Raw genomic sequence first — 14,556 nt, 5'->3', positions numbered from 1 at the left:
CAGTCCAACGTTACCGCCCGCCGGAGGTTCCTGCCCGGCGGCGGGCGGCAACGCCGTCGGCCACCAGCACGAGCATCAGCAGGAACGCTGCCGGAAGACCATAGAGCGCCGTTGACGTGACCCACTGCGGGGCAGCCTGGCCCGCAGCGGCCAGCGCCATGACCACACCCACAGCTGCGAGGGACAAAACTGCAAGGACTGCTGCGGCTGCCGTCAGTGGCCGCCGGATACGCGCGGATGTCATGAACGTAACGCTAACAGCAGCGCGGCGGCGGCGCCTCAAAGCAGGATTAGCCTGCCAATCAGGATAACCTTGAAGGAGCAGACCAACATGGACCAGGCAGTCATACCCTGAACCCGCACATCAGTGCGGATGCGGTGACGGCCGGCCATGTCCCAGAACATCAGAACGAAGAAGGTTGATTAGGTGCCTACCGGCAAGGTCAAGTGGTACGACAAGGACAAGGGTTTCGGATTCCTCGCAGCCGAGGACGGGCAGGAAGTGTTCCTTCCCAAGTCCGCGCTGCCCGCCGGAGTTTCTGAACTGAAGGCCGGCACCCGGGTTGAATTCGGCGTCGCCGACGGACGCAAGGGTGCCCAGGCCCTCGGCCTGCGCGTCCTCGAAAAGACGCCGTCCATCGCCAAGGCCAAGCGGCCCAGCGCACGGGATCTGGCCCCGCTGGTGCAGGACCTCGTGACGGTCCTGGACAACCTGTCGGGGACGCTGTCCTCCGGCAAGTACCCGGACAGCAACAAGGGCAAGGCCATTGCCGCGGCCCTGCGTAAGGTTGCCGACGAGCTGGACGCCTAGGCTCTTCGATGAATCCGGAACCTGAACAGGCCGAATCCAAGGCTGAACCCAAGGCGCCCAAGAGGCGCGCCGGTGTCCCGGTGTGGCGGACGGGGAAGCCCGACGCCGTGCTGGCCGCTGCCGTGGGCACCGCCCGGACCGCCATCGAAGGCATTGCGAAGGCATCCGAAATCGGGGACCACCTCGCTGCCCGCACCGAGGGCGATCGCGTGGTGACGCACCTTTTCGAATCGCGCCTGCCGGGGTATGTCGGCTGGCAGTGGTACGCGGTGCTGACCCGCAACTCGCGTTCCAAAGTGATTACGGTCAACGAGCTGGGCCTGCTGCCGTCCGAAAACTCGATCCTCGCTCCGGAATGGGTGCCGTGGGCCGAACGCGTCCGCCCGGAAGACGCTCAGGAGCAGGAAGCAGACGACCAGGAGCAGGACAGCCAGGAAACCCAGGAGCCGGAAGCACCGGACGCCCAGGATCAGGACAGCCAGGACGAAGGGGCCGCTGAAGGCGCCGCTGCCGCTGCCGCGGCCCGGGAAGCGGTTGCGGATGCAGCTCCGGCGGAGGGCGCCGCTGGTCCTGAAACAGAGCCCGACGGCGGCACGGGGTCTGGTACTGAGACGGCGGCCGAAGGGGAAACAGAGCCCGTCAGCCAGGAGCACGCCTAACCACACCGCCGAATCAACCGGTCTGGATGTGAGAGCGGCCCCCGCGTTCTTCGAACGCGGGGGCCGCTCTCGTTAACTCGCCCAAGCCCTTTAATAGCCAGACAGCGGACGGCGCCGGCCGGGACAGAAGCCCGGACGACGCCGTCGAACGCTGACGCTTCAGCGTCACCGATGATTCAGGCTGGCTACTTCTTTAGCTCGCCCACCACGTAGTCGATGCACTCCAGGAGGGCGGAGACGTCGGACGGCTCGATGGCTACGAAGGTGGCGATGCGCAGCTGGTTGCGTCCCAGCTTCCGGTACGGCTCCGTGTCCACGATGCCGTTGGCGCGGAGCACCTTGGCGATGGCAGCGGCGTCGATCGAGTCATCGAAGTCGATGGTGGCGATCACGTTGGAGCGCTCGGCGGCGTTGGCAACGAACGGCGTGGCGAACTCGGAGGCTTCCGCCCACTTGTAGATGCGTCCGGCCGAGTCGGCAGTCCGTCCGGCGGCGAAGTCCAGGCCGCCGTTTGCGTTGAGCCACTGCACCTGGGCGTCCAGCGTGACCAGCGTGGACAGGGACGGGGTGTTGTACGTCTGGTTGAGCTTGGAGTTGTCGATGGCGGTCTTCAGGTCCAGGAAATCCGGGATCCAGCGCCCGCTGGCCTTGACGCGCTCGGCCCGCTCCAGCGCCGCCGGGGAGAACAGGCCCAGCCACAGCCCGCCGTCGGAGGCGAAGTTCTTCTGGGGCGCGAAGTAGTAGACGTCCGTCTGGGCCACGTCGACGTCCAGCCCGCCGGCAGCGGAGGTTGCGTCCACGAGTACCAGCGCGCCCTCATCAGCGCCGTTCACCCGCTGGACGGGCGCGGCAACGCCGGTTGAGGTCTCATTCTGCGGCCAGGCGTACACGTCGACGCCGGCCTCCGCCTTGGGTGCGGGGCATGTGCCGGGCTCGGACTTGATGATGGTGGATTCCGCAAGGAAAGGTGCCTTGTTCGTGGCTGCGGCAAACTTGGAGCCGAACTCGCCGAAGGACAGGTGCTGAGCCTTCTGCTCCACCAGGCCGAAGCTGGCGACGTCCCAGAAAGCGGTGGAGCCGCCGACGCCGAGGACCACCTCGTAGCCTTCGGGGGCACGGAAGAAGGTGCTGAGGCCTTCGCGGACGGAGCCCACGAGGTTCTTCACCGGCGCCTGGCGATGGGACGTGCCAAGGAGCGTGGTGGCGGCTGCGGAGAGCGCCTGGATCTGCTCCGGCCTGACCTTGGAGGGGCCGGCGCCGAACCGTCCGTCCTTGGGCAGGAGGTTTGCGGGGATAGTGATGCTGGTGTCGCTCACAGTGGCTCCAATTTTCGGCATGGAAGTGCGGTTCGGCTGGGACGGGGCGATGGCCGGCAGGCAACCGTGACCGCCACGAAGACCCTCCTTATTCTGCCCGAAGCGCGGATACCGCGGGAACACGGACCCGTCATAGTCCGGACACTGAGATACTGCCAGGCGAGGCTTCACGAATTATTCGGAGCTATTCAAAATAGGCTAAGCTGGCAGTACGTACGGGCAGACAGCCGGTGCTGCGCCGCCGTCGGAAATAGCGACCGCCGCAGCAGCTTGCCGGCTCCCGGTGCGGTGGGCCCGCGGTACGGTGGGACGGACACAAATACTGTGCTCGAGGAGCTGAGCTGAATGACGGATCTGATCGACACCACGGAGATGTACCTTCGCACCATCCTGGAGCTGGAGGAAGAGAACATCGTGGCGCTTCGGGCACGCATCGCCGAACGTCTCCGCCACTCGGGCCCCACCGTTTCGCAGACCATCGGGAGGATGGAGCGCGACGGCCTCGTCGTCGTCTCCGGCGACCGGCACCTTGAACTGACGGAGGTGGGCCGCAAGCGCGCCACCGAGGTGATGCGGAAGCACCGGCTCGCCGAGCGCCTCCTTGCCGACGTCATTGGCCTGGACTGGGCGTACGTCCACGACGAGGCCTGTCGCTGGGAGCACGTCATGAGTGAACGGGTGGAGCGCAGGATCTACGAGATGCTCGACCACCCCACCGAATCGCCCTACGGGAACCCGATTCCCGGCCTCGCGGCACTGGGCGGGCAGCCGGCCCGTCCGTTCGCCGACGGTGTGGTGAATCTGCTGGACGCCATGACAGGCTACGGCCCGAATTCCAAGGTCACCGTCAGCCGTCTGGCCGAACCCATCCAGGTGGAGCCGGAGCTGCTCCTCCAGCTGGATGAGGGCGGGATCCGTCCCGGCGCAGCCGTGTCGCTTGAACGCGTGGGGGAGTACATCTCCGTCCGCGTGCCGGGCTTCGAAGGTGCCCTTGAGCTGCCTCCGGAAGTTGCTGCCCACGTGTTCGTACACGTCGCCTGATTTCCTCGCGCTACGGGGCTTGAGAGGCTTCCTGTCAGACATCTGCAGGCAGGATGACCTACCACTTTTGCACAGTGAATATAACGGAATTATTACTGTGCCCTTTAATCCCCTATAGTTAAACGGCAACGCCGATGCAAAAGCGTTACCTGATCTGGAGCCGAACCCTGCCAGCAGATCAGTAGCACGAGTCACCCACTGGCAGGGGCGGGGGAACCACAAACGGCTGTATCTACAGCCTTGGGGTGAAGTCCGCAGCAGCAAGTCTTATCCGCAGAAGGAATCCTCCCGGGATACCCCTGTGCCGGATTGGCTTGCCATGGCGGACCGGGTCTACGCACTCTCTGACCCGAATCCGACAGCTAACTTCGCAGGCTATCCAGAGAGGAAGCAGTACTTGTCCATGCAGAATGCCCGGGGCCGCCGCCGCGCGACCGGTCCCGCTCCGGAGCCGCGCCCTGCGGAAGCCATTGCCGCGGACCGTCCCCGGGACGCCCAGCGTGAAGCGCGCCGCAAGCGCCGGGGTGCGTTCCGGCAGGTCACGGATTTCGCCTCGGCCAGTGGAGTTGGGCAGAAAGCCGGCGTAGCCCTCGCGGCCACCGGCCTGCTGCTGACGGTTACTGTCCCTGCCACGAGCCCTGTCCTGGCTGCCGGCGAGCAGCAGTCAGGGGCGTCCGCTTCGGCAGCCGCACCGGCGGCCCAGCCGAAGGTTTCTGCAGAAGCGGCAGCAAAGATCGATTTCAGCCGCACTTCCGTCTCCACCACGGGTGACCCGGACGGAAAGCTCAAGCAGCTCCTCAGCGCCCAGTCCGCCAGCAGCATCAGCCGCTCGGCGTCGCTGGGAAGCCTGGGCGCGCCGCTGTCCACGATGGTCAAGTCCTCGCCGTTCGGTTACCGGGTCAGCCCGATCACCGGCGGCGCCGGCGAGTTCCACCGCGGCCAGGACTTCGCCGCCCAGTGCGGCACGTCCGTGCTGGCCGCGGCCAGCGGCAAGGTTACCTTCGCCGGGTGGCACCCGTACGGCGGCGGCAACCGGGTGGTCATTGACCACGGCAACGGCCTGGAAACCACGTACAACCACCTGTCGTCCTCCAGCGTCCAGGTTGGCCAGAAGGTCACCCGGGGCGAAGTGGTGGCCCTTAGCGGGACCACCGGCGCTTCCACCGGCTGCCACCTCCACTTCGAGGTGATGGTCAACGGTGACGTCGTTGATCCCGCCGGCTGGCTCTGAGCCAAGCCGAGTGAGAACTCTCATTCCTGTGACACGCCGTGACCTGAATGTGACTTTCGCTCTGAACTGCTGTACCGTCTAAACCGCGTCAACTTCGCCGAAGTTGACGCTCTTGAGTGGATTGCCTAACTCTGCCACCGCTCAAGGTCCGTTCGCATTACATCGTCTGGCAGGGGCGGGGGAACCAATTTTGGTCTTCGCAAGAAGGCCTTGGGGTTAAGTCGCAAAGCTTCCCAGGAAGCAGCGCGGCCGGGTGACTCCCATCCGAATCCGACAGCTCACCTCGTAGGCATTGGGAGAGGCTACCTTCGTGTCTTCACGCCACAATGCCGCGCGCCATCGCGCGCAGACGGTTCGTATGAACCCATTGGACTCCGTGTCCAAGGCGGTTAGCGCCAATGCCGGCACAGTAGGTCGCCAGGCAGCTGTGATCGCAGCTGCTTCAGGACTCATCCTGAGCGTTGGCATGCCGGCCAACGCAGCCGACGCCAACATCGGTGTTTCCGCCTCCTCGGAGACCGGATCCCAGGCCACGCAGCTTGCTGTGACCGCCGCGCCCACCGCCACCATCTCCTTCGAGCGTCCTGCCGTCACCACGGTGGCAGCCCCGGTCGCCGAGATCATTGCTCCGCAGTCGAGCGATGAGGGCCAGACGGCCGATGCAGGCGACGCCACCGATGAGAGCGCCGACGCGGCCCAGGCAGTCACTGCAAAGTCCACCGATGGTGCGGCTTCCGCCGCGGCGTCCGGGCTGGCTGCAATCGCGTACACCGGCATCGGCAGCCCCTACGTCTGGGGCGGCACCACCCCCGGCGGCTGGGACTGCTCCGGCTTCACTCAGTGGGTTTACGCGCAGGCAGGCATCAGCATTCCCCGCGTCAATGCGTGGAACGCCATGAAGCCCACCTCCACGCCTGCTCCCGGCGACCTGGTCATGCAGAACGGCGGCGCCCACGTGGGCATCTACGTCGGCAACGGCATGATGATCAGCGCGCTGAACCCCTCGCAGGGCACGCTCCTGCACGCGGTGTCCGCAACGGGCACGTCCGCTTTCTTCACCCTTCGCTAAAAATCCGATTCGAGACGGGCCGGCTTACCCCCAAGATGCCGGCGCGTCGATAACCCACGGCCTGCTACCGCGGTCCGTGGAACACGAAAGAGAGAAACTTAATGACTACACGTGCGACCATTGCACGGCACCGCGCCGAGGTCACCAAGACCAACTCGCTGGCTGTCATTGCCAAGGCCGTCGGCGACAACGCCGGTGGCATGGGCCGCCAGGCCGCAGTTATCGCTGCTGCTTCCGGTCTTGTCCTGACCAGCGGCATCGCCGCCAACGCTGCTGAGACCAACGTCCAGCGCGAATCCGCCGCAGCTTCCACGCTGGAAGTCAAGTCCGCTGCCCCGGCCGCCATCTCCGCAGCTTCCAGCATCGCCATCTCCTTCGAGAAGCCTGCTGTCTCCACCACGCCGGCCCCCGTCGTCGAGGCCCCCAAGCCTGTTGTCAAGGTCCAGGAAGCCGCTCCTGCCGTTGAAGCTGCTCCGGCTGCTGAGACTGCTCCGGCTCCCGCTGCTGAGACCGCTCCGGCTGTCAAGACCGCCGCCGCCGTCGAGACCGCTGCCCCGGCCGCTCCGAAGACCACTGCCGCCAGCGGCAAGGGTGCTGCGATCGCAGCTGCCGCCTACGCCCAGCTGGGTGTTTCGCAGGACTGCACGATGCTGGCCACCAACTCCCTGGCCGCTGTGGGCATCAACTACCACGGCTGGCCGGCCGGCTACCTGTCCCTCGGCCGCACCGTCAGCGCTGCTGAAGCCCGCCCGGGCGACCTCGCCTACTACCAGAACGGCGGCATGGGCCTGGCCCACATCGCTGTTTACGTCGGCAACGGCCAGGCCGTCCACGGCGGCTGGAACGGCGGAACCACCGCGCTGTTCAGCGTGAACGTCGGCTCCGGCCCGGTCTTCATCCGCGTCGGCGGCTAAGACCCCCAAGCACCACAGAAGGACCCCCGCCAGCGGCGGGGGTCCTTTTTTGCCTTGCGTGCGCATGAATTTTTGGTGACACGCCACGACGAAGCTTGTGTTCGATTCGCTCATCTGCCTAGTGAGTGTTTACTCTTGTGGTGTCGATCCATAGCCCGGACATGCAGAGGGCAGCCGGCCCTCGCGCCTCTGCCGGGTGCGGCCGTGAAGAGGTATGTGCATGCGCACTCTCGTTCTGAATGCTGGATATGAACCGCTGGCGGTAGTGACCTTCCGCCGGGCGCTGGTCCTTGTGCTCACCGGAAAAGCAAGCGTGGTGGCCGAAGGCGACGATCCTGTCGTCGGGCCGCAGGACATCATGGGCCGTCCGTCCGTGATTCTCCTCAACCGCTACATCCGGCCACGGTACAACATGATCACCGCGGTAAGCAGGCGCGGCGTTCTTCGCCGCGACGGCCACCGGTGCGCCTACTGCGGGAAAGCAGCCCACACCATAGACCATGTCCAGCCGAAATCCCGGGGCGGTGCCGATTCCTGGGAGAACCTCGTTGCAGCCTGCCTCCGCTGCAACAACGTCAAAGGTGACCACACGCCCAGTGAGATGGGCTGGAAGCTCCGGTTTGAGCCGGCTCCGCCGGTGGGCACGATGTGGCAGATCAAGGAACTGGAGAAGCCCACACCGGCGTGGGATCCGTTCCTGCTTCCGGAAAGGGCGGCCTGACCATCGCCTGAGCATTCCAGCATTACGCTGGGTGTGTGGACTTTGACGCAATAATCCTGGCCGGCGGCCGCTCCTCGCGGCTCGGCGGCTCACCCAAGTCTGCCCTGATGTTCGACGGCGCCACCCTCCTCGAGCGGTCGCTCGCGGCGGCCGCAGGTGCCCGGCACACTGTTGTGGTGGGTCCCGCAGTGGCGGGCCTTCCGCCCTGGGTGCTCACCAGCCGTGAGGATCCGCCCTTTGCGGGGCCCGCGGCCGCCATCGCCGCGGGCCTTGCCGCACTCCGCGGCGCAGGCCCGGCGGACAAGGTCCTGGTCCTCGCCTGCGACATGCCCGGCGTCGGGGCTGCTGTCCGCGCCCTCCGGGAAGCCCTTCCGGGTTCGGGGGCCGACGGCGTCCTGGCGGCGTCAGCGGACGGGCGGCTGCAGCCTCTGGTCGGTTTTTATGGCACAGCTGTGCTGGAACGCGCGGTGCAGGAAGCCGCCGCGCGCAACGCCCTGGTGCACGGCTCGGTATTCGCCCTCCTTGCTAGTCTTGACGTGCAGGCTGTGGCTGTCCCTGCCGGTTCCACGGACGATGTGGATACCTGGGATGATGCGGCCGCTTTGGGAGTAGCTGTCCGGGAGCAATGAACCGCTTCCCGGACCGCAGTGGATTTGGAGGCAGGCATGAAAACCCAGGACGAGACGCTTGAGGAATGGTGCCGTTTGCTGCTGCGGGCCTTTGAGCTCGAGGATGTGGACGTGGACATCAACGAGGTACTGTCCGTTGCGGGAGTGGCTGCCCACTCCGTGGTGCGCCCGGCGGCGCCTCTGACCACCTTCATAGCCGGCCTCGCCGTCGGGCTCGCTTCCGGTCCGGGCCAGGCGCCCGATCCCTCCTCCATGCAGAAAGCCATGGACGTGGCGCGTTCCGTGGCCAAGGCCTATGCGGCCGATGAGGCCCAAACTGTGGCAGGTTCCCCGGCCGAGGGTTCCGGCGGAGCTTCGGTGCCCACCGGGACACCGGGGGAATGACAGCCGCACCCGAGCACCGCTCCGACAACTCCACCTCTGCCGGCACTCCGAACTCCGCAGGGGACGCGGGCCATGGGAATGCTGGCCCGGGGGAGGACGCCCCTCCATCCGGGGACGTGGCGGTCCCGGACGGCGAACCAGCCGCGGATGACGAAGCTGTACCGGAGGGCGAAGCAGCTTCGGACGCTGAACCTGCCGCGGATGACGAACCTGCCGCGGATGGTGAACGTGCCGGGGATGGCGAACCCGAGGCGTCGGGGGAGCAGGATGCACACGCGAAGCACCTGGCGCACACCTGGGAGGAAGCCCGGCAGGCAGCTTTTGACTGTGCCACCCCCATTCCGGCCGCCCCGGTACCCCTGCGCGACGCCGTGGGCCGGACCCTGGCCGCGGACATCACCGCCCGCCAGGACATGCCGCACTACGCGTCGTCGGCCATGGACGGCTGGGCCGTTAATGGAACCGGCCCTTGGATCCTGGCCGAACCGGGCCAACGGCTGGCTCCGCACCAAGCGAGCGTGATCGTCACAGGCGGACTGATTCCCCCCGGCGCCAAGGCAGTGCTGCGCAAAGAGAGCGGTGTAATTTCCACAGACGACGACGGACTCCCTGTCCTGACGCTCGGCGGCACCGCCCGTCCCGGCGAACCGCGGAACGGCCAGCACATCCGCAAGGCCGCTGAAGAGGCGACCGCCGGGGACGTGCTGGTCAGGGGCGGCGTGGTACTGAATCCGGCCCACGTTGCGCTTGCCGCCCTGGCTGGGTACGACGAGGTGGAGGTCCTCGGCAAACCGGTGGTGAAGCTGCTGCTGACAGGTGCGGAAGTCGTGGAGCAGGGGCTTCCCGAGCCCGGGCGCGTGCGTGACACTTTCGGACCTCAGCTGGGCACAGTGGTGGAAATGCTAGGCGGGCTGTGCCGTGAACAGGCCCGGATCGGGGACAGCTATACGGAATGGCTGGAAGGCCTGGAAGACTTAGGCATCCCCGAGGCACAAAACCTGCCGGCCGACGTCGTCATCACCACCGGGGGCACCGGCGTCTCCGGGACCGACCACTTCCGGCGCGCCGTGGCTGAACTGGGCGGACGGCTGGTCATCGACGGCGTGGCAATGCGGCCGGGGCACCCCACGGTCCTTGCCGAACTGCCGGACGGGCGCTTCGTGCTCGGGCTGCCAGGAAACCCGCTGGCCGCCATGATGGCCCTCTCCACGGTAGGGGCGCCGCTTCTGGCCGCCCTCGGGCACGGCCAGCTGCCGCCGGTCCGGGAAGTTCCCTGCGGCACCATGCTTGAACCCGAGCCGGGCCGCACCCGGCTTCTGCCCTTCCGGCTTCTCTACGGCATGGCCTCGCCCGCACAGCACACCGGCCCCGGCATGATGCGCGGACTGGCGTCAGCCGACGGGGTCATGGTGGTTCCGCCGCACGGAGTGCAGCTCGGCGAGATGGTGCCGGCTTTCGCACTGCCCTGGGGCCCGCCCATCCCCGAACCCAAGGCCGCCGAGTCCAAGGCCAAGGGCCCGGCGCGGAAGTCTGCCTCCCGCACATCCAGGCAGGGGGCCCAAAGCGGGCCGGTGGACTGGAGTGCCCTGCTCGACTGAGAACTGTCCGTGAGATGCAATGATGGAGTCATGAACAGCCACTCAGCGCGGAGTACCTCATGGGCCGTGTAACGCAACGACGCAAGGTGCACCGCTACGTCCTGGACGGGTCGGCAGCCGCACTCGAGTTCCCGGTCCGGCACCGTGAGGACGTGCTCGCCGTGGAGGAGCCGCTTGAGATCCGGCTCGGAAACCTTTCCTACTCGGTCACCATGCGCACACCCGGGGATGACTTTGACCTTGTGGCAGGTTTCCTCGTCTCCGAGGGGGTCATCTGGGACGCCGACCAGCTGGTCTCGCTCAGGTTCTGCGCCGGCGAGGACGAAAACGGCGTCCAGACCTTCAACGTGGTGGAGGCCCAGCTGCGGCCCGACGTGCCGCTGCCGGACACCGGCCGGCGCGTCTACACGTCCAGCTCCTGCGGGATCTGCGGCACCGACTCGATTGGAGCGGTCACGAAGTCCTCACACTTCAACCCCGCCGCGGACCGGCTTACCGTTCCGGTCGAAACGCTCGCCTCCCTACCGGACAAGCTGCGGGAAGCCCAGGCCGTGTTCGAGGTGACCGGGGGAGTGCACGCTGCCGGACTGTTCAGGATCGACGACGGCGGCGGCGCCGAGCTGCTCTGCCTGCGGGAGGATGTGGGCCGGCACAACGCGGTGGACAAGGTGGTTGGCTGGGCACTGCGCGAACGGAAGCTGCCGCTGGCCAACACTGTCCTTCAGGTATCCGGGCGGGCATCCTTCGAGCTCGTCCAGAAGGCCGCACTGGCCGGCATTCCGGTGCTCGCCGCGGTCAGTGCCCCCTCAAGCCTCGCGGTGGAGCTTGCCGAGTCCACCGGCGTCACGCTCGCCGGGTTCAGCCGCGGGACCAGCCTGAACGTTTACGCAGGTCCCGGCCGCATTTCCGCCCCTGCACCGGCGGCGCGGTAGGGGCGTGCCCTTGGCGGTGGGACACCAACGCAGTAGATTTTATCCATCGAATGGAAGCGTAGCTCCGCTCAGGGGCGAATTGCCCGGACACGAGCTGACCGCGCCGCCCATGCCCGCACGAAAGCCAGCACACCCCGCTTCCGCTTTCACGTACTAAAGAGGTACACATTGCACGACGACCGCCGGATCACGGAAGTCCGCCTTGACCGCTTTGTCCGCGAACGGATCGCCCCTGCCGTCTATGGGCGCAGCGTGCCCCTGGAACTCAGCAGCTGGGACGTTCCGGATGAACCCGTCCCGGTGCTGGAGGCCCTGCGCCAGGAGTTCGTGCCGCAGGAACACGGTGCTGCGTGGGGTCGTCCGTGGAGCACCAAATGGTTGCGGCTGCAGGGGGAGGTGCCGGACGCCTGGGGAACCGCGCCGGACACCGAGGTGGAGATCGTAGTGGACCTCGGCTTCACCACGGAAATTCCCGGCTTCCAGTGTGAGGGGATCGCATGGCGCCCGGACGGCAGCATCATCAAGGCCATCTCGCCCCGCAACCAGCACATCCCGCTGAAGCTGCTGGGCAGCGGCCTCGCCGTCGACTTCTACGTCGAGGCGGCAGCCAATCCTGATGTCGCCCAGGGCTGGAGCTTCGCGGCAACTCCCTACGGGGACAAGGCCACCGCTGGAAACGAACCGCAGTACCGCCTGGGCAGCATCGCCATCGCCGAGCTGAACCGCGCCGTGTGGGAACTCCAGCAGGACGTGCTGACGCTCAGCGGCCTGATGCATGAGCTGCCCACCGAACTGCCCCGCCGGCACGAGATCCTCCGCGCCCTGGAACGCATGATGGACGTCATGGACCCGGATGACGTCGCCGGCACAGCGCCCGCCGGACGGGCAGCGCTCGCCGAGGTGCTGGCCAGGCCCGCCTACGCCTCCGCCCACCAGTTGCTCGCCACGGGACATGCCCACATCGATTCAGCCTGGCTGTGGCCGGTTCGGGAGACCATGCGCAAGTGCGCCCGGACGTTTTCCAATGTGGTTGCGCTGATGGACGAGGATCCGGACTTCGTGTTCTCCTGCTCCTCCGCCCAGCAGCTGGTCTGGATGAAGGAGTACTACCCGGAGCTCTTCGGCCGGATCCGCGAAAAAGTGAAGTCCGGCCAGTTCATTCCCGTGGGCGGCATGTGGGTGGAATCGGACACCAACATGCCCGGCGGGGAGGCCATGGCCCGGCAGTTCGTGGAAGGCAAGAGCTTCTTCCTCAGGGAGTTCGATATCGAGTGCAGGGAAGCCTGGCTGCCGGATTCCTTCGGCTACTCCGCTGCCCTGCCGCAGATCGTCAAGGCCGCCGGCAGCCGCTGGTTCCTGACCCAGAAGATCTCCTGGAACCAGATCAACCGGATGCCGCACCACACCTTCAACTGGGAGGGCATTGACGGCACCCGCCTGTTCACGCACTTCCCGCCGGTGGACACGTACAACTCGGAACTCAGTGCCCGGGACCTGGCGCATGCCGAGCGCAATTACCGGGACCACGGGTACGGCACCACCTCGCTGGTTCCGTTCGGCTATGGCGACGGCGGCGGGGGACCCACTCGGGAGATGGTCGCTGCCGCGCACCGGGCAGCCGACCTGGAAGGCTCGCCGAAAGTCCGGATCGGTGCGCCGCGCAGCTTCTTCGAACAGGCCGAGGCGGAATACACCGCACTGCCGGTCTGGGTGGGCGAGATGTACCTGGAACTGCACCGCGGCACCTATACGAGCCAGGCCAGGACCAAACAGGGCAACCGCCGGTCCGAGCATCTCCTCCGCGAGGCAGAGCTCTGGTGCACCACCGCGGCCGTGCGCTCCGGCGGGACGTACCAGTACCCCGCGGCCGAGCTGAAGCGGCTGTGGCAGCTGGTGCTCCTGCAACAGTTCCATGACATCCTGCCCGGCAGCGCCATCGCCTGGGTGCATCAGGACGCCGAGCGCAACTACGCGGCCGTGGCCAAGGGGCTGGAGGCGCTCATCGCAGAGGCAGCCGCGGCCCTCCTCGGTGAGGGGACGCAGGAGTTCCTGCTCAACGCCAGTCCCCATGCCCGGCTCGGAGTCCCCGCGCTCGCTGCAGCTGCCGCGCACACTTCCGGGGATGCGGTCCAGGCCACGGCACAGGACGGCGGCTTTGTCCTGGACAACGGCATCATCCGTGCCGTGCTCGATGACAACGGGCTGCTGACCTCCCTGCGGGATCACGGGACAGGCCGCGAGGCTATCGCCCCGGGGCAGTTCGGAAACCATCTGGAACTGCACCGCGACACCCCCAACGAATGGGATGCCTGGGACATCGACGAGTTTTACCGGCGCAACGTTGTCTCTTTGGACGACGCCGCAGAGGTGAGGCTGGAGCGGCACGGCGGAGACGCCGTCGTCGTGGTGGAACGCCTGACCGGTTCCTCCCGGATCATCCAGCGCATAACGCTGGCGGCGGGCAGCCCGTCCCTGCGGATCTCCACCGAGGTGGACTGGCAGGAACGCGAGAAGCTGCTCAAGCTGGGCTTCCCGCTGGACCTCAGGGCCGACCGGTCGGCGGCGGAGACCCAGTTCGGCCACGTCTTCCGGCCGACGCACGTAAACACCTCTTGGGAGGCGGCGAAGTTCGAAATCTGCGCGCACCGCTGGATCCACGTCGCCGAACCCGGGTACGGAGTGGCCATCGCCAACGCCTCCACGTACGGTCACGACGTTGCCCGGTCTGTCCGGGACGACGGCGGCACCACCACTACCGTCCGGCTCTCGCTGCTGCGGGCGGCCAAGTTCCCCGACCCCAAGGCCGACCGCGGCAGGCATGTGCTGGACGTCTGGGTCCGGCCGGCGGCGGGAATCGCCGAGGCCGTGGAGGAGGGTTACCGCGCCAACCTCGCGCCCAGGACGGTGCGGGGCGCGCACCCGGCCGAGGCGCTGGTCTCCGTGGACAACACGGCGCTGGTGATTGAAGCCGTGAAGCTCGCGGAGGACGGCTCCGGGGATGTCATCGTCCGGCTGTACGAATCACTGGGCCAGCGCTCTGCCGGCCGGCTCACCGCCAATTTCCCGGCGAAGGGAATCCAGGCCGTGGACCTGCTGGAGCGGCCGGTTGAGACCACAGGCGTTCTGGCCAGGGCGGACTCCGCGGAACTCACACTGCGCCCGTTCCAGCTGGTGACCCTGAGGCTCGCCCGCTAAACGGTGACTCGCCACGGGCGAATTGCCAAAAAGGGCCGCTCAGCTTGCTGCTGGGC

The 14,556-nt window shown here is 66.9% G+C and carries 14 protein-coding genes and 2 riboswitches; of the genes, 12 read left to right on the top strand and 2 right to left on the bottom strand.

The window, feature by feature from the left end:
• Positions 1 to 10 precede the first annotated feature (10 nt).
• The gene (locus BWQ92_RS06070; protein ID WP_076798739.1) at positions 11 to 244 is read right to left on the bottom strand and encodes a hypothetical protein; all 234 of its coding nucleotides are present in this window, start codon (positions 242 to 244) and stop codon (positions 11 to 13) included.
• Positions 245 to 427: 183 nt separating this feature from the next.
• Here BWQ92_RS06070 and BWQ92_RS06065 point away from each other — a divergent pair, with 183 nt between their 5' ends.
• Together BWQ92_RS06065 and BWQ92_RS06060 are read left to right on the top strand one after the other, a co-directional pair.
• Positions 428 to 811, top strand: coding sequence for a cold-shock protein (locus BWQ92_RS06065; protein ID WP_076798738.1), 384 nt, complete (start codon positions 428 to 430; stop codon positions 809 to 811).
• 8 nt (positions 812 to 819) lie between these two features.
• The gene (locus BWQ92_RS06060) at positions 820 to 1,470 is read left to right on the top strand and encodes a DUF3027 domain-containing protein (protein WP_083706227.1); all 651 of its coding nucleotides are present in this window, start codon (positions 820 to 822) and stop codon (positions 1,468 to 1,470) included.
• Between the two features lie 185 nt (positions 1,471 to 1,655).
• On the opposite strand, the gene serC is transcribed toward BWQ92_RS06060, so the two are convergent.
• Positions 1,656 to 2,786, bottom strand: a complete 1,131-nt coding sequence (gene serC / locus BWQ92_RS06055; RefSeq protein WP_076798737.1) for a phosphoserine transaminase — start codon at positions 2,784 to 2,786, stop codon at positions 1,656 to 1,658.
• A gap of 345 nt (positions 2,787 to 3,131) precedes the next feature.
• On the opposite strand from serC, the gene BWQ92_RS06050 reads away from it, so the two are divergent.
• The 10 genes from BWQ92_RS06050 (at position 3,132) to BWQ92_RS06005 (ending at position 14,500) form a co-directional block, all read left to right on the top strand.
• The gene (locus BWQ92_RS06050) at positions 3,132 to 3,827 is read left to right on the top strand and encodes a metal-dependent transcriptional regulator (protein ID WP_076798736.1); all 696 of its coding nucleotides are present in this window, start codon (positions 3,132 to 3,134) and stop codon (positions 3,825 to 3,827) included.
• Positions 3,828 to 3,975: 148 nt separating this feature from the next.
• Positions 3,976 to 4,219: riboswitch (cyclic di-AMP (ydaO/yuaA leader) on the top strand.
• A gap of 11 nt (positions 4,220 to 4,230) precedes the next feature.
• Positions 4,231 to 5,058: a M23 family metallopeptidase gene (locus BWQ92_RS06045; RefSeq protein ID WP_083706436.1), complete on the top strand. Its 828-nt coding sequence runs from the start codon at positions 4,231 to 4,233 to the stop codon at positions 5,056 to 5,058.
• 136 nt (positions 5,059 to 5,194) lie between these two features.
• Positions 5,195 to 5,364: riboswitch (cyclic di-AMP (ydaO/yuaA leader) on the top strand.
• Between the two features lie 52 nt (positions 5,365 to 5,416).
• On the top strand, positions 5,417 to 6,127 hold the full coding sequence (locus BWQ92_RS06040) for a C40 family peptidase (protein ID WP_236783120.1): 711 nt from the start codon (positions 5,417 to 5,419) through the stop codon (positions 6,125 to 6,127).
• 101 nt (positions 6,128 to 6,228) lie between these two features.
• On the top strand, positions 6,229 to 7,041 hold the full coding sequence (locus BWQ92_RS06035) for an NlpC/P60 family protein (protein ID WP_076798735.1): 813 nt from the start codon (positions 6,229 to 6,231) through the stop codon (positions 7,039 to 7,041).
• A 220-nt stretch (positions 7,042 to 7,261) separates the two neighbouring features.
• Positions 7,262 to 7,762, top strand: coding sequence for an HNH endonuclease (locus BWQ92_RS06030; RefSeq protein WP_076798734.1), 501 nt, complete (start codon positions 7,262 to 7,264; stop codon positions 7,760 to 7,762).
• A gap of 35 nt (positions 7,763 to 7,797) precedes the next feature.
• Positions 7,798 to 8,391: a molybdenum cofactor guanylyltransferase gene (mobA, locus tag BWQ92_RS06025; protein ID WP_076798733.1), complete on the top strand. Its 594-nt coding sequence runs from the start codon at positions 7,798 to 7,800 to the stop codon at positions 8,389 to 8,391.
• Positions 8,392 to 8,427: 36 nt separating this feature from the next.
• On the top strand, positions 8,428 to 8,775 hold the full coding sequence (locus tag BWQ92_RS06020) for a DUF6457 domain-containing protein (RefSeq protein WP_076803537.1): 348 nt from the start codon (positions 8,428 to 8,430) through the stop codon (positions 8,773 to 8,775).
• Positions 8,772 to 10,373 carry a molybdopterin molybdotransferase MoeA gene (locus BWQ92_RS06015; RefSeq protein ID WP_083706226.1) on the top strand — a complete coding sequence of 534 codons (1,602 nt, stop codon included), beginning with the start codon at positions 8,772 to 8,774 and terminating at the stop codon, positions 10,371 to 10,373. Before BWQ92_RS06020 ends, BWQ92_RS06015 begins: the two co-directional genes overlap by 4 nt.
• Before the next feature lie 59 nt (positions 10,374 to 10,432).
• Positions 10,433 to 11,305, top strand: coding sequence for a formate dehydrogenase accessory sulfurtransferase FdhD (gene fdhD, locus BWQ92_RS06010; protein WP_076798732.1), 873 nt, complete (start codon positions 10,433 to 10,435; stop codon positions 11,303 to 11,305).
• 168 nt (positions 11,306 to 11,473) lie between these two features.
• Complete coding sequence (locus BWQ92_RS06005) at positions 11,474 to 14,500, top strand: alpha-mannosidase (RefSeq protein WP_076798731.1); 3,027 nt, start codon at positions 11,474 to 11,476, stop codon at positions 14,498 to 14,500.
• Positions 14,501 to 14,556: the final 56 nt, after the last annotated feature.

This window comes from Arthrobacter sp. QXT-31, assembly GCF_001969265.1.
Classification (GTDB): domain Bacteria; phylum Actinomycetota; class Actinomycetes; order Actinomycetales; family Micrococcaceae; genus Arthrobacter.
This window is presented reverse-complemented; position numbering and strand designations above follow the sequence as displayed.

Excerpts from the sequence above, each read along its gene's own strand:
- BWQ92_RS06030 (WP_076798734.1), top strand. The coding sequence starts at position 7,262 with ATGCGCACTCTCGTTCTGAATGCTGGATATGAACCGCTGGCGGTAGTG.
- BWQ92_RS06060 (WP_083706227.1), top strand. The coding sequence starts at position 820 with ATGAATCCGGAACCTGAACAGGCCGAATCCAAGGCTGAACCCAAGGCG.
- BWQ92_RS06045 (WP_083706436.1), top strand. The coding sequence starts at position 4,231 with ATGCAGAATGCCCGGGGCCGCCGCCGCGCGACCGGTCCCGCTCCGGAG.
- BWQ92_RS06015 (WP_083706226.1), top strand. The coding sequence starts at position 8,772 with ATGACAGCCGCACCCGAGCACCGCTCCGACAACTCCACCTCTGCCGGC.
- BWQ92_RS06020 (WP_076803537.1), top strand. The coding sequence starts at position 8,428 with ATGAAAACCCAGGACGAGACGCTTGAGGAATGGTGCCGTTTGCTGCTG.
- BWQ92_RS06035 (WP_076798735.1), top strand. The coding sequence starts at position 6,229 with ATGACTACACGTGCGACCATTGCACGGCACCGCGCCGAGGTCACCAAG.
- BWQ92_RS06040 (WP_236783120.1), top strand. The coding sequence starts at position 5,417 with ATGAACCCATTGGACTCCGTGTCCAAGGCGGTTAGCGCCAATGCCGGC.
- BWQ92_RS06070 (WP_076798739.1), bottom strand. The coding sequence starts at position 244 with ATGACATCCGCGCGTATCCGGCGGCCACTGACGGCAGCCGCAGCAGTC.
- BWQ92_RS06050 (WP_076798736.1), top strand. The coding sequence starts at position 3,132 with ATGACGGATCTGATCGACACCACGGAGATGTACCTTCGCACCATCCTG.
- fdhD (WP_076798732.1), top strand. The coding sequence starts at position 10,433 with ATGGGCCGTGTAACGCAACGACGCAAGGTGCACCGCTACGTCCTGGAC.